This window comes from Salinicola sp. CR57 (assembly GCF_003206585.1).
Classification (GTDB): domain Bacteria; phylum Pseudomonadota; class Gammaproteobacteria; order Pseudomonadales; family Halomonadaceae; genus Salinicola; species Salinicola lusitanus.
This window is the reverse complement of sequence record NZ_PZJL01000005.1, coordinates 155,053-171,023: the sequence shown is the minus strand read 5'-3', so window position 1 is coordinate 171,023 and position 15,971 is coordinate 155,053. Positions and strand designations below refer to the sequence as shown.

The 15,971-nt window shown below is 63.7% G+C and carries 13 protein-coding genes; 7 read left to right on the top strand and 6 right to left on the bottom strand.

The window, feature by feature from the left end:
• The first annotated feature begins 45 nt into the window (after positions 1–45).
• Positions 46–1,665, top strand: coding sequence for a methyl-accepting chemotaxis protein (locus tag DOM56_RS07385; protein WP_110708190.1), 1,620 nt, complete (start codon positions 46–48; stop codon positions 1,663–1,665).
• 78 nt (positions 1,666–1,743) lie between these two features.
• On the opposite strand, the gene DOM56_RS07380 is transcribed toward DOM56_RS07385, so the two are convergent.
• Complete coding sequence (locus DOM56_RS07380) at positions 1,744–3,207, bottom strand: catalase (RefSeq protein ID WP_110708189.1); 1,464 nt, start codon at positions 3,205–3,207, stop codon at positions 1,744–1,746.
• Between the two features lie 564 nt (positions 3,208–3,771).
• Between DOM56_RS07380 and DOM56_RS07375 the strand changes: the two genes are divergently transcribed.
• Genes DOM56_RS07375 through cyoD form a run of 4 tightly spaced genes read left to right on the top strand, consistent with a single transcriptional unit; the run spans position 3,772 to position 7,833 of the window.
• A complete protein-coding gene (locus DOM56_RS07375) occupies positions 3,772–4,764 on the top strand; it encodes a cytochrome ubiquinol oxidase subunit II (RefSeq protein WP_198655715.1) in 993 nt (330 codons plus the stop codon).
• On the top strand, positions 4,761–6,869 hold the full coding sequence (locus DOM56_RS07370; RefSeq protein WP_110708187.1) for a cbb3-type cytochrome c oxidase subunit I: 2,109 nt from the start codon (positions 4,761–4,763) through the stop codon (positions 6,867–6,869). The genes DOM56_RS07375 and DOM56_RS07370 overlap by 4 nt, the downstream gene beginning before the upstream one ends.
• Entirely contained in the window at positions 6,866–7,489 is a 624-nt protein-coding gene (locus tag DOM56_RS07365; RefSeq protein WP_110598690.1) for a cytochrome c oxidase subunit 3, read from the top strand. Before DOM56_RS07370 ends, DOM56_RS07365 begins: the two co-directional genes overlap by 4 nt.
• Positions 7,486–7,833, top strand: a complete 348-nt coding sequence (gene cyoD / locus DOM56_RS07360; protein ID WP_110598691.1) for a cytochrome o ubiquinol oxidase subunit IV — start codon at positions 7,486–7,488, stop codon at positions 7,831–7,833. The genes DOM56_RS07365 and cyoD overlap by 4 nt, the downstream gene beginning before the upstream one ends.
• Positions 7,834–7,855: 22 nt before the next feature.
• On the opposite strand, the gene DOM56_RS07355 is transcribed toward cyoD, so the two are convergent.
• Positions 7,856–8,809 carry an AraC family transcriptional regulator gene (locus tag DOM56_RS07355; protein WP_110708186.1) on the bottom strand — a complete coding sequence of 318 codons (954 nt, stop codon included), beginning with the start codon at positions 8,807–8,809 and terminating at the stop codon, positions 7,856–7,858.
• A gap of 183 nt (positions 8,810–8,992) precedes the next feature.
• Here DOM56_RS07355 and DOM56_RS07350 point away from each other — a divergent pair, with 183 nt between their 5' ends.
• Positions 8,993–10,060 carry an aldo/keto reductase gene (locus DOM56_RS07350; RefSeq protein WP_110708185.1) on the top strand — a complete coding sequence of 356 codons (1,068 nt, stop codon included), beginning with the start codon at positions 8,993–8,995 and terminating at the stop codon, positions 10,058–10,060.
• 44 nt (positions 10,061–10,104) lie between these two features.
• Here the strand turns inward: DOM56_RS07350 and DOM56_RS07345 are convergent, their stop codons facing one another.
• Entirely contained in the window at positions 10,105–10,509 is a 405-nt protein-coding gene (locus DOM56_RS07345) for a transcriptional regulator (RefSeq protein ID WP_280951284.1), read from the bottom strand.
• Positions 10,510–10,714: 205 nt separating this feature from the next.
• Here DOM56_RS07345 and DOM56_RS07340 point away from each other — a divergent pair, with 205 nt between their 5' ends.
• Complete coding sequence (locus DOM56_RS07340; RefSeq protein ID WP_232822219.1) at positions 10,715–12,505, top strand: sensor domain-containing phosphodiesterase; 1,791 nt, start codon at positions 10,715–10,717, stop codon at positions 12,503–12,505.
• A gap of 45 nt (positions 12,506–12,550) precedes the next feature.
• Here the strand turns inward: DOM56_RS07340 and DOM56_RS07335 are convergent, their stop codons facing one another.
• From DOM56_RS07335 to DOM56_RS07325, 3 genes are all read right to left on the bottom strand, one after another.
• A complete protein-coding gene (locus tag DOM56_RS07335) occupies positions 12,551–13,441 on the bottom strand; it encodes a putative RNA methyltransferase (RefSeq protein WP_110708183.1) in 891 nt (296 codons plus the stop codon).
• Positions 13,442–13,505: 64 nt separating this feature from the next.
• A complete protein-coding gene (gene solA, locus DOM56_RS07330) occupies positions 13,506–14,654 on the bottom strand; it encodes an N-methyl-L-tryptophan oxidase (RefSeq protein ID WP_110708182.1) in 1,149 nt (382 codons plus the stop codon).
• A gap of 29 nt (positions 14,655–14,683) precedes the next feature.
• Entirely contained in the window at positions 14,684–15,931 is a 1,248-nt protein-coding gene (locus DOM56_RS07325) for a dicarboxylate/amino acid:cation symporter (protein ID WP_110708181.1), read from the bottom strand.
• Between the last annotated feature and the right edge of the window lie 40 nt (positions 15,932–15,971).

Below are 15,971 nucleotides of genomic sequence, written 5' to 3'. Positions count from 1 at the left end.
TGGAAACACGCGCCTTATCTGAAAGAGTGTTTTGAGGGACCAAACATGAGAATTGCGCTTCATAGCGTCAAAGCCAGGCTATTCCTGGCGCTGGGCCTGATCATCCTGCTGCTGATCCTGATCGGGGTACAGGGCGTCCTCAGCAACCGTCAGACCCAGCAGGCGATGCAATCCATCGTCGCAGAGAACGTCCAGGCCATGATTCAGCTCTCCACGGTGAGGGGAGCCACCGGCGACAATCGCACCATCTTCGCCAGGGTTGGGGCCGGCAACCTCTCCGATGCCCAGCGCCAGGAGGTCGAGGCGAACCGCAAGCGCACCGACGACGCCTGGAACAGCTACTACCCGGCGCTGGTGTCGAGCGACACGGAGCGGCGACTGGCCGATAGCTACCTGCAGCAGCTACAGTCGCTGCGCAATGATTTGGATAGCGGCCAGGCTAGCGAAGCGCAGGTCAACCAGGGCTATGCCAACCTCTACGAGACGATCACCTCGCTCTATCGCGGGGCACGGCAGGCCACCCTCGACAGCTACCAGCAGAGCGTCAAGGAGTATCAGTTCAGCCGAAACGTGATCATCGGCGCCATCCTGTTCGGCCTGCTGATCGCCATCGCCATCGGCTGGTGGCTCAGTCGCGGCATTCTCAAACCCTTGCGGGAGGCCACGGCGTTTTCCGGATCGCTGGCCGAGGGGGATCTCGGCGTCCGCCTGAGCGCCAACTACCGCGACGAGTTCGGCCACATGCTGGACACCATGGCGTCGATGCGGGATAGGCTATCGGGCGTGATTGGCGAAGTCGCGCGCAATGCCAGAAACGTCGAATCGATCTCCGCGGAACTGGCGGCCGGCAACGAGAACCTGAGCCAGCGCACCCAGGAGCAGGCCGCCAGCCTGCAGGAGACCGCGGCGGCGCTGGAGCAGATCACCAATACCGTCAAGCAGAATGCCGACAACGCTTCCCAGGCCGACAGCCTCGCCGAACAAGTCAGCAGCCAGGCCAAGCAGGGCGGAGAAGTGGTCAATGAAGCGATCACCGCGATGCAGGAGATCGACAACTCCAGCAAGCAGATCGCCAACATCATCGGCCTGATCGACGAGATCGCCTTCCAGACCAATCTGCTGGCGCTCAACGCCTCGGTCGAGGCTGCCCGTGCCGGTGAGCAGGGCCGGGGGTTTGCGGTGGTGGCCCAGGAGGTACGTCAGCTGGCGAGCCGCAGCGCCGATGCCGCCGGCGAGATCAAGCAACTGGTATCAGAGAGTGCGCAACGGGTGTCGCGAGGCTCGGAACTGGTCAACCGCTCCGGGGAGACGCTGGCCGAGATCGTCAGCAACGTGGAAAAGGTGACGGATCTGGTCTCGGAGATCGCCGTTGCCAGCCGCGAGCAGTCCACCGGCATCCAGCAGATCAACCTCGCGGTCGGCGAGATGGACAGCGTCACCCAGCAGAATGCGTCGCTGGTCGAGGAGTCCACCAGCGTGACCGGCAACCTGCAGGGCCAAGCGGAGCGGTTGGCTCGCGAGGTCGGCTTCTTCCGTGGCTACGACGCCTCGCAGCCAGCGCAACACAACCCCGTGCCGCTGCCGATGACCACCACGCGTGCCGATGCTCCGCGCCAGGCCAAACGGCCGGAGACGGCAGAGGCCGAGGAGTGGTCCAGCTTCTGACGCCGCAATAACAGGACGAGGCCCCGCTCACCGGTGGTGAGCGGGGCCTCTTGGTCATGCGTCGGCCAGGTTTCGGCGTTACTTGCCGCGATTGGCCTTCACCCCCTCCTCGATGCGCTTGCCGATCGTGGCATCGATGTTGTGCCAGTATTCGAACACCCGGGACAGCACCGGCTCCTCGACACCGCCGGAGACGTGACCGACCACGTTGTTGACCAGCCGGTCGCGGGCGGCATCGTCCATCACCTTGTTGACCAGATCGTTGGCCTGGCTGAAATCGTCATCCGCTGGACGCAGGGTGTAGGCGGTGCGGACGAATTCGCCATCGGCCTGCCACACCGCGTCTTCCGGATAGCGCTCGGGGTCGGCCTTGGAGCCGCCTTTGCTGTTCGGCGCATAGACCGGGTCGCTGGCGTTATGCATGCGCATCGCGCCGCCCTTGCTGTAGCTGTTGACCGGCGACTTGGGCGAGTTGACCGGGATATGCTTGTAGTTGACCCCCAGCCGGGCACGGTGTGCATCGGCGTAGGAGATCGAACGCGCCAGCAGCATCTTGTCCGGCGACAGCCCGGTGCCCGGCACCATGTTGTTGGGCTCGAAGGCGGCCTGCTCGATCTGGGTATGGAAATCCTCCGGATTGCGATCCAGCGTCATCTTGCCCACTTCCATCAGCGGGTAGTCGTCATGGGGCCAGACCTTGGTCAGGTCGAAGGGGTTGAGGCGATAGGTCTTGGCATCCTCGAACGGCATGATCTGGACCTGCAGCGTCCAGGTCGGATAGTCGCCGCGCTTGATCGCCTCGAACAGGTCGCGCCGATGGTAGTCGGCATCGCTGCCGGCCATCTGGTCGGCCTGCTCCTGGGTCATGCACTTGATGCCCTGGTCGGTCTTGAAGTGATACTTGACCCAGAAGCGCTCGCCTTGAGCGTTGACCCACATATAGGTGTGGCTGGAGTAGCCATTCATGTGACGCCAGGAGGCAGGAACGCCCCGGTCACCCATCAGCCATGTCACCTGGTGGGCAGACTCCGGCGCCATGGTCCAGAAGTCCCACTGCATGTCGTGGTCGCGCAGGCCGTTATCGGCACGACGCTTCTGGGAATGGATGAAATGCTGGAACTTCATCGGATCGCGCACGAAGAAGACGGGGGTATTGTTACCCACCATGTCGAAGTTGCCTTCTTCGGTGTAGAACTTCAGGGCGAAGCCACGAGGATCCCGCCAGGTATCGGGGCTTCCCGATTCGCCGGCCACCGTCGAGAAGCGCGCAACCATCTCGGTCTTCTTGCCCGGCTGGAGAAACTTGGCCTTGGTGTATCGGCTGACATCCTGGGTGACTTCGAAATGGCCGAAGGCCCCGCCCCCCTTGGCGTGCGGCTGGCGATCCGGAATCATCTCGCGGTTGAAGGCAGCCATCTGCTCCATCAGGTAGTGATCGTGCAGCACGATCGGACCGTCGGGGCCTACCGATAGTGCATTTTCCTCACTCGCTACCGGGATGCCGGCATCCGTGGTCGTCGGTTTGCGGTTGTCGCTAGTCACGATGATCTCTCCCTAATTCAACGCTGCAGGACGATGATCGACCTGCACGGGTAACTCCTGCGGCGATGCCCTTCATGGGCGGTCACGACGAGTCGATGCCATATGGCGGTGAAGACTCGACTGTCAGGTTCGCGACACGATCGCCTGAATGCTGTCCACCAGAACCGCTAGAGACCCGAGCGCGGGAACCCGGCTCAAGCAGGACGTCCGCCCGATCCGGGCGCACCACAATGTATAGAGTGAACCCTTGGCCCTGTCCAACCACTGAAAACCGACCTTCGGCCAATGAGGCGGCCCTGGGTCGTGGGCTCCCCTCGCGAGATTCCACCCATTATCTGCCGAGCCCGCTAACGGCAAGGGCTTGGCGATAGCCAAAGACTTTTCTAAGCATGACTGCGATAGCCCCAGACAATACTTCCCATGCTCAAATTTCATCGCGACCGTCAGGGAAATCCTTCCTCGAACAACGCTGGCATCGATCAGAATCGTTTCTATAGTAAAGAGGCTAACGAGTTGGGTTAGCGAACCATGAGTTTCGAAACAAGGACGTTTCCAGAGGTCACCGTGTTCCATCCCCTTTTCCATCTGCGAACCCATTCGCACTATCGCTACTGGTCGATCGGCCTGCTGGCGATATGGCTCTCCGGTTGTAGTGAGCACCCCATCTCGTTTCTCGATCCGCAAGGACCGATTGCCGCCGCGCAGCGGCATCAACTGGGGGTGATCATCGGCTTGACGTCGATCGTGGTTCTTCCGGTGCTGATCCTCACCCCGTGGCTCATCGTCCGCTACCGCTATGGCAGTCGATCGACGTACCGTCCTCACTGGGGATTTTCGAAGCTGGCGGATATCGTGATCTGGGGGATTCCCTGTCTCGTCGTCGTGGCCCTGGCCGTGGTGGCGTGGCGCGGCACGCTGGCGCTGGATCCGTACCGCCCCCTCTCCGGTAGCGAGGACGTCAAGCCACTGCGAGTCCAAGTCGTGGGCTTCGACTGGAAGTGGCTGTTCATCTATCCCGACCAGGGCATCGCCACGGTCAATGAGCTGGTCGTCCCCGTCCACCGCCCCCTGGCGCTGAAACTGACCTCCGCCAGCGTCATGCAAGGGTTCTTCATTCCCGCTCTCGGCAGCCAGATCGACGTGATGAACCGCATGGTCACCCAGTTGCATCTCGAGGCGGACAACCAGGGCGAGTTCCCCGGCAAGAACATGCAGTACAACGGCAAAGGCTTTCATCACCAGCACTTCGTCACCCGCGTGGTCGACGATTCCGCATTTCAGAACTTCGTCACCCGCACCCGCGAGAGCGGCATGACGCTCGGCCCCCGGGTCTTCGATCGACTGATGGCACAGAATACCGGCCGGGCGCTGGTGCAATCGCTGGAGCCCCCCGGCGCGGACAATGCCACTCCCGAAGGCGATCGGCGCCTGCGCTTCGGCCATCTCCCCGCCAACCTGTTCGACGACATCGTCGAGCATGCCACTCCCCACTGGTCATCGATCGAATCGGGCGGAACGAGGAACGATGCTTCGTCTTCACCGGAGGCCCGACCATGACTCACTGGGCCGAATGGATGCTGGGCCGACTGGACTGGAGCGCGTTGCCGTTCTGGGACGCCATCGTCGACCCGACGACCAAGAACATCGTCAACGCGATCATTGCCAGCGGCGCGGGTGCGATGGTGATTCTCGGCGGCCTGATCGTCGTCGGCGTGCTGACCTGGACCCGACGCTGGCGCTGGCTGTGGCGCGAATGGCTGACCAGCCCCGACCACAAGAAGATCGGCATCATGTTCATCGCCATTGCGCTGGTGATGTTGGCGCGGGCAGTGATCGAAGCGGTTTTCATGCGCCTGCAGCAGGCCTTCGGGCTGGACGGCGGCTTCCTGACGGCCGATCACTTCGGCCAGCTGTTCACGACCCACGGCACCATCATGGTGTTCTTCATGGCGATGCCCTTCCTGACCGGCATCATCAACTACGTGATGTCCCTTCAGATCGGCGCACGGGATCTTTCGTTTCCGGTCATGAATTCGATCAGCCTAGGCCTCACCGCCGCCGGCGCGGCGATCGTCATGGTCTCACTGATCCTCGCGCCGTTTTCCACTGGGGGCTGGAGCGGCTATCCCTCGTTCACCGAAAGCGCGGCCAATCCCGGTGCCGGGGTCGACTACTGGATCTGGGCCGTGACCCTGTCGACGCTGTCGTCGACACTCACCGGCATCAATTTCGCGGTCACCATCTACAAGCAACGGGCACCGGGCATGAGCTGGCTGCGCCTGCCGCTGTTCACCTGGACGGCGCTGTGCACCTCGATCCTGATGATCTTCGGCATGCCACCGCTGACCGTCGCTACCGCCCTGCTGGCACTCGATCGCTACCTCGACTTCCACTTCTTCACCGCCGATCTCGGCGGCAACATGATGAATTACATCAACCTGTTCTGGGCGTTCGGCCATCCCGAGGTGTACATCCTGATCCTGCCGGCCTTCGGCATCTTCTCGGAGATATTCTCGACCTTCTCCGGCAAGAAGCTCTACGGCTACGGTGCCCTGGTGATCGCGACCCTGGCGATCGCGGTGCTCTCCTTCACGGTCTGGCTGCACCACTTCTTCACCATGGGCCAGAGCGCCCATATCAACGCCATCTTCGGCATCGCCACGATGCTGATCGGCATCCCCACCGGGGTCAAAATCTATGACTGGATGCTGACGATGTTCCGCGGCCGTATTCGCTTTTCGGTACCGATGATCTACGCCATCGGTTTCATCATGCTGTTCGTGATCGGCGGATTGACGGGAATCATCCTTGCCGTACCCAGCGTGGACTATCAGATCCACAACTCGCTGTTTCTGGTCGCCCACTTCCATAACATGCTGATCCCTGGGTTGCTGTTCGGCATGCTGGGCGGTACCAACCTTTGGTTCTCCAAGGCCTTCGGCTTCCGCCTGGAAGAGCGCTGGGGCCGGCGAGCAGCGTGCTGCTGGATCGTCGGCTTCATGCTCGCCTTCTTCCCGCTCTATGCGCTTGGCGTACTCGGCATGCCGCGGCGCTCGGTGGCATTCTTCGAGCCCGCCTATCTGCCGTGGACGGTGGCCGCCATGGTCGGCGCAGTGATCATCCTCGTCGCCATGCTCTGCCTGCTGATCCAGCTCTGGGTCAGCGTTCGCGACCGCCATGCCAATCGCGTGCCCGGTGGCGACCCGTGGGATGGCCGCAGCCTCGAGTGGTCGGTCTCGTCGCCACCGCCCGAATACAACTTCCCGGTCATTCCCGAGGTCCACAGCCGCGACGCCTACATGCGCCAGAAGGAGACCGGCGGTGGCGCGCATCCGCGACCCGACGACTACGAAGATATCGAGATGCCCGCCAATAGCGCCATGGGACCGATCTTTGCCATCACCGGCTTCCTGCTGGCATTCGGACTGACCTGGTACCAGTGGTGGCTGGTCGTGGCGGCAGGAGTGGCGGCGCTGATCGCCCTGATCGCCCGCGGCTATGTGCGTGATACCACGCGCTTGATCCCGGCAGCCGAGGTCCGCCGACAGCACGAAGCGTGGCTCGCGACGCTGGCATCGCTCACGCCGGTCACCCGCGCCGACGAGCAGAGCGCCGCCAACCGCGGCCTGCCCGCTTCGCCCATCGAGGGAGCGGTCCAATGAGTTCGACCCCCATCAGACACCCGGGCCTCAACCTGGGGCACGCCCACGCCGAGGCCCACGAGGCGAGCGAGTCGCTGGTCTTCGGCTTCTGGGTCTTCATGATGAGCGACCTGATCATCTTCGGTCTGCTCTTCGCCACCTACGTCACCATGCTCGGCGGCACCGCCGGCGGCCCCGGCCCCGGCGAGTTGTTCGAGCTCAAGAGCGCGTTCATCGAGACCTCGCTGCTGCTGGTGAGCAGCTTCACCTTCGGCATGGCGTCGCTGGCACTCAAGTACCGCACCGATCGCAAGGTGCTGGTGGGCTGGCTGGTGGTGACGCTGCTGCTAGGCCTCGCCTTTCTCGGCCACGAGCTCTACGACTTTCACAAGATGTTCACCGAGGGCGGCGTGCCGAGTCGCAGCGGCTTTCTTTCGGCGTTCTTCGCGCTGGTGCCGCTCCACGGGCTCCACGTGACCGCCGCCTCGATCTGGCTGATCGCACTGCTGGGGCAGATCGCCGTTCACGGACTCGATACCCAGACCAAGACCGGCCTGATGCGCCTGGCGATCCTGTGGCACTTTCTCGACGTGGTCTGGATCGGGATCTTCTCACTGGTCTACCTGGGAGGGACGGCATGAGTCATCGACAGCTCAGCGACGAGGAAGCGCGGGAAAAGGCGCAGGAGCTTCGCAGCTACTGCTGGGGCTTCGGGCTCGCGGCCGTGTTGACGCTGATCCCGTTCGGCCTGGCGGCGTTCACCCAGATCGCCACCGCGACGCTCTATTGGGTCATCGGTGTCTGCGGCGTGATCCAGATCGTGGTGCACTTTCGGTTCTTTCTGCACATCACGCTGGCCAGGAACAAGCGCGAGGACCTGCAGTTGATCCTCTTCACGGTGCTGATTCTCACCATCATGGTGGGTGGCACGCTGTGGATACTGTTCAATCTCTATTACCGCATGATGCCATCGATGATCCCCTGAGCCCTGTCCCCTGGCCTTTCGGCTAGGCGCGCCAGCGCTGCCTGTCTCGCTGCGGCGGCAGGCCGAAACAGCGCCGATACTCGCGGCTGAACTGGGAGGGGCTCTCGTAGCCGACGCGCTGCGCCACCGTGGTCACCTCGAGGGTGCCGGCGAGCAGCAATCGCCGCGCCTCCTGCAGCCGCAACTGCTTCTGGTACTGCAGGGGACTCATCGCCGTGACCGCCTTGAAGTGATGATGAAGCGACGACACGCTCATGTGCACGTTTTCGGCGATGACGGCGATCGGCAGCGGTTCGGCGTAACGTTCTCGCAGCAGGCGAATCGCCGCCGCGACCCGTCGGGTCTGGCTATCCTGCAGCGCGATCTGGCGGAGTCGGTTGCCGTGCCCATGACGAAGCAGGCGGTAGGCGATCTCGCGCTGGATCATCGGCGCCAGTACCGGGATGTCCTGCGGCGAGTCCAGTAAGCGCAGCAGACGCAGCACCGCCTCCAGCAGCGGGGCTTCGAGCCGGTTCACGTAGAGCCCACGTGCCGGTTCCGCAGCCGGATCGGGCGGCAGCTTGTCGTCATGGATCAGCTCGCCGATCAGGTCGACGTCGAGATCCAGACGCAGCCCGAGGTAGGGTGCCGCCCGGCTGGCCTGGGAGACGCCCGCCAATACCGGCAGGTCGACCGACGAGACCAGGTAGTTCATCGGGTCGTATTCGTAGATCTCGTTGCCGATCGAAAGCCGCTTGGCCCCCTGGGCGATCACGCTGAACACGGGATCGTGGACCACGTATCGTGGTGGCACCGGCGCGCTCAGTCGGTGGATCGACAGGCCGGGTATGGCGCTCGGCAACTTGCCTTCGCGACCTCGTGTCAGACGATCGAGCAAGTCGACCAGCTCCCGGCGGTAATGCACGAGCAGCCCGTCGCTCTCGACCGTCGGCCCGCTCTGATAGAGCGGCGTCAACGCATCGACTCGTTGGTTCATGGTGGCGATTCCCCTCCCGACGACCGGTTCAGGCTATCCCATCCCTCTCCCGAGAGACATGTGAAGATGTGACTCCGGCAGGTTTAGGCAAAGATCCGATCGGATCGAGCCAATCCCGCTCCCGCCGTGGCCCATACTCACTCCCGTGGAGACCCTCTCCCATCGATAACCAGGAGTGTCATCATGCGCTACCGCAATCTGGGCAATACCGGCCTGTTCGTCTCCGAGCTCTGCCTGGGCACCATGACCTTTGGCGGCAACGGCGAGATGTGGGGCCAGATCGGCGACCTGCAGCAGGCGGACGCCGACAAGCTGGTCGGTCGTTCCCTCGACGCCGGCATCAACTTCATCGATACGGCCGATGTCTACTCCCAGGGCCAGTCGGAGGTGATTACCGGGCAGGCGCTACGGAATCTGGGCGTTCCGCGCGATGACGTCGTCGTCGCCACCAAGGTCTTCGGCCCCACCGGCACCGACGACCCTTACCGCTCCACCGGCATCAACAATCGCGGCGCTTCGCGCTATCACATCATGGAAGGCGTCAAGGCGAGCCTGAAGCGTCTGCAGCTCGACCACATCGACCTCTACCAGATCCACGGCTTCGATCCCGCGACGCCGATCGAGGAGACCGTGCGCGCGCTGCATACCCTGGTCGAGCATGGCCACGTACGCTACGTCGGCGTCTCCAACTGGGCGGCCTGGCAGATCATGAAGGCGCTGGGCATCGCCCGGCAGAACGGCTGGCATCGGTTCGAATCGCTACAGGCTTACTACACCCTGGCCGGGCGCGACCTCGAGCGCGAGATCGCGCCGCTGCTGGAGAGCGAAAAGCTGGGGCTGATGGTCTGGAGCCCGCTGGCCGGCGGGCTGCTCAGCGGCAAGTACACGCGGGACGGCGAAGCCAAGGCGGGCGATCGGCGCGCCACCTTCGACTTCCCGCCGGTGAACCGGGAGCGCGGCTTCGACTGCATCGACACCATGCGCGAAATCGCCGATGCCCGGGGCATTTCGGTCGCCCGAATCGCGCTGGCCTGGCTCCTGCATCAGAAGGTGGTGACCAGCGTCATCGTCGGCGCCAAGCGCCTCGATCAGCTCGAAGACAACATCGCCGCGACCGAGGTGCGTCTCGATCAGGACGAGTTGGCCCGCCTGGACCAGGTCAGCGCGCTGCCATCGGAGTACCCGGGGTGGATGCTGGACCGCCAGGGCGACTATCGCCGCCAGCAGTTGTCGGAGTCCCGGCAACGGTAATCGCACGCCGCGACGGGGCCGATCGGCTCCGTCGCCGGCGCCTGTCAGGGCACCCCCTCGGCATCCTCCGGCTGCAAGTCGTTGGCCCTGGCAAATGTCAGGACCACCTGCCGCAAGATCTTGCGCTGCGCTTCGTCGAGCCCACGGTAGATGCGCAATATCTCGTCCTCCTCCCCTCCTACGGGTATTACCCAGGTCGCCTGCATGGGACCGCGAACCTGCAGGGATTGGTCGCCGTAGCGCAGGACCTGTGGCTCGACGCCCAGCCAGCCAGCCAGAACCTGCAGCTTGTCCTGGGAAGGGATCGAGTCGCCGCGCAACCACCGTCTCACGCCCTGGAAAGTCACGGGCGCCCCCCAGTAACGCAGGTTGAATTCACGCTCCAGTACCGAGGGGCGAGGTTGGTATCCGGCAGCGATCAGCGCCGCTTTGAGGCGTAGTGCGAACAAGCTCTTTTCGTCCATTGAATCAATTTGAACTATTTGTTCAATTTCAGTTGAACCATTGTTCAAATTTGTATTGAATTATTCATTCAAATCCTTGTCGAGTTGCGAGTAACGACCATGGCTCGAGGCCATGAAATCACTATAGATCGGTTGTTGAGGCGCCACACGAATGGCAGGAAGAGGGCGGCTTTCGACGAGGTGCCACACCGTGGATCAGGATCGTGACGAAACGGATCGGCGAGATGCCCCGCGTCATCCGGGGGCCATCGACACGCTTACGGCGGAGCGCATCGACCGGATACGCTGGATTGCCAGACGGCACTATCAGGTAACGGATGCGTGGTTCATACCGGCGAAAGGTGGTCAGTGGCACGACATCCGCGGGCCAAACACAACGCTCAAACTCGCCGACGCCCAGGTCTTCTGCCACCGCACCCTCCGCCATGATGCACTGCTGGTCATCGAGGATGCCCGACGACATCCCGACTTCGCCAGCCACCCCCAGGTCGCTGGGCCACCCCATCTGCGCTTTTATGCCGGCGTACCGGTCCGGGATCCCGCCGGCTTGGGCATTGGCACACTTTGCCTTATCGATATGGCACCGGTCGCCTCGTCAGCGCTCGATCTCGGTATGCTCCAGGTCCTCGCCACTCAGGTCGAGGAAGAGCTGGGCAAGCGTCCATCGCCCCAGCCGGCTCTGAAACCGAGCCGGGATCACATCGACACGCTGACCGGTTTGCCGAATCGGCGCCTGCTCCAGATGCTGATGGAAGCGGAGCTGGCAGTCGCCCGGCAGCGCAATCACAGCCTGTCGGTCTGCCTGATCAATCTGGATGGTTTCAAGTGCATCAACGAATCGCACGGTAGCGCCATCGGTGACGAAGTTCTACAAGTCATGGCTGGACGCTTGCGCGACGCGGTGCGGAGACAGGATCTGGTGACGCATCTGGGAGGCGACGAGTTCGCCATCATCCTACGCGACAGGTTACAGCCTGAAGCCTGCAACCGTATCCTCGACCGGCTCCGCATCCCCATCAGAACATCGACGCACGTTCTCACCCTCACAGCCAGCATGGGCGTCACCTGCTACCCCGACGACGACGAGGACCCGGACGCACTGCTCCATCACGCCTACCAGGCCATGTACTCGGCCAAGGAAGCTGGAAAGAACGGCTATTGCCGCTTCGATCTGGAGCATCACCACTTCAGGCGCCAACGCCTGGCTCTCGCCCGCGACGTGCACCTCGCCCTGTCGCGACAGCAACTGGAGCTCTTCTATCAGCCCAAGATCGATTATCACGGCGACACGGTCGCCGCCTTCGAGGGGTTGCTCCGCTGGCGCCTCCCGTCTGGCGACATCCTGCCGCCGGGCGCCTTTCTTCCCGCCATCGAGAACAGCTGGCTCGATATCGAGGTGGGCAAGTACGTCATCGACACCGCGCTGAGAGATCTCGACCGGATCCTGCAGCGCGGGCTGCCCTATTCGATCAGCGTCAATGTCAACCCTTCCAGCCTCCTCGACAGCGGCTTCATCGATCACCTGCACCACGCCCTGGCGCTTCATGACCGGGATCTGGCAGGAAGGCTCACGCTGGAGATTCTGGAAAGCACCTCGCCCCCGGAAGAGCTCGACACCATCGTCTCCAACCTTCAGGCATGCCTGCGGCTCGGGCTGCAGCTGTCGCTGGACGATTTCGGCACGGGCCAATCGTCGTTGAGTTACCTGCGCACCTTCCCGACCCAAAAGATCAAGATCGACCGATCCTTTGTGATCGGCATGCTGGACAACCCCGAGGACGAAGCCATCGTCGCGGCGATCATTGGTCTCTCCAAAAGCTTCAAGCGGCGGGTCGTGGCGGAAGGAGTAGAAAATGGGGCGATCGAGGCACGCCTCAAGGGGCTTGGCTGCGATCTGGGGCAAGGCTTCTACTACAGCCCCGCCCTCCCCTTCGAACAAGCCATGACGTGGGCCGGCGACTATGCGAGACGGCGGCATTGAGCTGCCGCTGGCGGCACGCTCCCGAGACCGTCAGTGTCACCGCACTCAAACACCGGCATCGGCGAGCCGAACGAATGACGTCAGCCGGACATCGACGGTCACGCTGAGCGAGTCCAGTGCTGCCGCCCGGTCCCGGCCTTCGGCGCTGGCTCGATAGAGATGCGGCGTCATCGCCAGCAGGTCGGCAATGGCCTGCGGTTCGCCCAGCGTCAGCGGGAAGCGGACCGTCTCGACGTCTCGCCGGACCAGTCCATCGGGCGCGGCCTGAGACGGTTCCCGCTCCGGCTTCAGGCTGGGGTAGATGATCTCGCGCAACTCTCTCAGATGGTCCGGCCCCACCTCGGCCTGAATCAGTATCCCCTCGGGTGCGAGCACGCGGGCGAACTGGGCGTAGACGGGAAAGCCGAACAGGCAGAGCACGCAATCCAGCGCGCCATCCTGAACCGGCAGCCTGGCATTGCTCGCAACCACCCAGTGACTGCCCGCCTCCTCCTGCAGCTCGCGCGACATCGCGCGCTCCTGTCTGGCGGCGCTCAGCACCGCCCACTTGGAGATATCCAGCCCCAGCAAGGATAGCGCCGCGTCCTGCTCCCTCGCCGCCTCGGCCAAGCGACGCAAGTAGTAGCCCTCCCCGCAGCCGGCATCGAGACAGCGAAGCACGCCTCCTTCGGGCTGTGCCGAGAGGGCGGCGCGGGCGACAGCATCGGCGACCGGACGATAGTGGCCGGCATTCAGGAAGCGTTGCCGCGCGGCGACCATCGCCTTGCTGTCGCCGGGGTCACGCGAACGCTTGTGCTGGACCGGCAACAGATGGGTATAACCCTGGCGCGCCACGTCGAAGCTATGGCCGGCATCGCAGCGCCAGGTCCCGCCCTGAAGTTGCATCGGATTGCCGTCCAGCGGGCATGCCAGCGCGGAGAAAGGAGTGGAAGACATATCGCTACCGCTTGTTCGTGGAGCCCGCCAGTCTACGCGACATCCCTCTCGAGAGGGCGGGGGGTCAGGCCGAAAGACGTGCCAGTCCGAATCCCGCCAGCGCCGCTGGAGCCGTTTCCGTCCGCAGCCACTGCCCCAGCGCTTCGCCCATGGCGCTAGCGAACTTGAAGCCGTGACCGGAGAATCCGCCGGCAATGATCAGACCGGGTAGCGGCTCATCGATCAGAAAGTGCTCGTCCGGCGTGCGGATATACTGGCAAACCGCGCCATGCTTGAGCTTGCCGACCCCGGGTAGATAGCGGTCGATCACCTGCTGCAGTTCGGCGACGTCCTCCGGGTGATCGCCGAACGGCGCCATCGGCGCGCCAGGCGTCAGCGGCTGGCCGCTGTCATGGCGGCCGATCTTGAAACCGGCACCATCGATATCCGGGAAACCGTAGTAGATGCCCAGTTTATCGTCGGTCAGGCTGAATCCGGGGAAGCGCTCCGGCCGATAGCGGGCGTCCGCCTCGAACCAGGCAAAGGTCTTGCGTACTCGGGTCAACGGCAGTTCGATCCCCAGCGGCGCCAATAGCGGCGCCAGATGCTGACCGGTCGCCGCCAGCACCCGATCGGCGACGAAACGGCGGCCATCGGCGCAACTGGCCGTGAACCGTCCATCATCCCGATGCCGAATATCGGTTACCACCGCCCCCGTCGTCAGCGTCACCCCAGCGCGCCGCGCCACCCGTTCACGCCAACAGGCGATGATACGCTCGACCCGCAGCACGCCGGCCCGCGACTCGAAACCGCCGCGCATCGAGTCATCGAGCTGCCACCCCGGCCAGCGCCCGGCAGCCGCCTCGCCACCGAGCAGGTCCAGCGGCAGGCCGAACTGGCTCGCACTGGCTTCGACTTGCCGAATGAACGGCGCCGAGGCCGGACCGAGGTTGAGCACGCCGGTGGGCAGAAAAAGCGAGGCCCCGGTATCGCGCTCGAGCTGTTGCCAGCGCTCCAGCGCGCGCAGGGCCAGTGGGACATAGCCGCTGCCCTCGCCGTAAGCCAGCCGGATCAGGCGCGTCTCGCCATGGTGCGCGCCCTGGTCATGAGGCGGGCTGTGGGCGTCAAGCAGCTGTACCGACTCCTCTCCGGCGCCGGCCAGGAAATCGGCCGTCGCCAGCCCCATGCTGCCGGCACCGATGATCAAGGTCCGGCTGTGAACGGTGTGTGTCATGCGTCGACGATTCCTTGAGCGCAAAAGCGTCAGGTGGCGGCCGAATCCGCAGCGCGCGACGCATCCTCGCCCTCGCTGCGGGAGATGATGGCGGTGCCCGCCAGGTCGCCGGTGACATTGAGCGCGGTACAGCCCATGCCGACCAGCGCGTCTATCGAGGTCAAGAGCGCCACGGTCTCGATCGGCAACCCGACCTGGGCAAAGACCGTCGCGATCATCACGATACCTGCGCCGGGCACCCCCGCCGTGCCGATGGAGGTGAGCGTGCCGATCAGCACGATCTCGACCATGGTCATGAAGTCCAGCGGGATGCCGGCCACGTTGGCGGCGAAGACCGCCGATATCGCGATCCGGATCGCCGCGCCATCCATGTTGATGGTCGCGCCCAGCGGCAGGCTGAACCCATACAGACTCTGCGAAATACCGAGCCGGCGCGCCGCGTTCAGCGTCAGCGGTAAGGTGCCGGTACTGCTCTGCGTGGCGAAGGCCGTGGCCATGGGCGTCCGGGCTTCACGAAAGAAGTCCCTGAGACGCACGCCGAAGGCACTCATCAATACGCCGTAGAGCAGCAGATGCACCGCCAGTGCGAGATAGAGCACCACCACCATGTTGCCCAGCGAGAGGATGGTATCCAGGCCCTGCTTGGCCACGGTGCCGGCCACGATCGCGAACACGCCGATCGGCACGTACTGGAGCACGCCCGACATCACCTTCATGGTCACTGCGTTCAGGCCTTCGATGACGCCATAGAGCTTCTCACCCAGCTCGCTCTGCCCGTCGCCATGGCGCATCTTCAACAGCGCGATGCCGAAGACGAACGCGGTGAAGATGATCCCCAGCAGGTTAGGCTGCGCCAGCGCGCTGACGATATTGTCCGGCACGATGCTCAGCAGCACGCTGACGATGCCCGGATTTTCCGGCACCTCGACACTCGCGCTGTCGTCGAGGGTCATCCCCGTGCCCGGCGAGAGCAGCGAGGCGACGACCAGCCCGACGACGATCGCCAGCGCCGAGGTCACCACGTAGTAACCGAACACCTTGCCGCCGATTCGCCCCATGCGGCCGAGATCGGCCTGATTGATCCCCACGATCAGGGTAAACAGCACGATCGGCACGATCAGGAACTGCAGCAACCGCAGCAGCAGTTCACCCAGCGGCGCCAGCCAGGCCGCGACGGTCTCACCACCGATCAGCCCGACCGCTACGCCCAGCACCAGGGCGATGGTCACGCGCAGAATGAGAGAGGAGTCGAGATAGCCTCGAAACAGAGTTTTCATGAATGTGCCTATGACTAGCCGTGAGGACGACGCCTGGCGA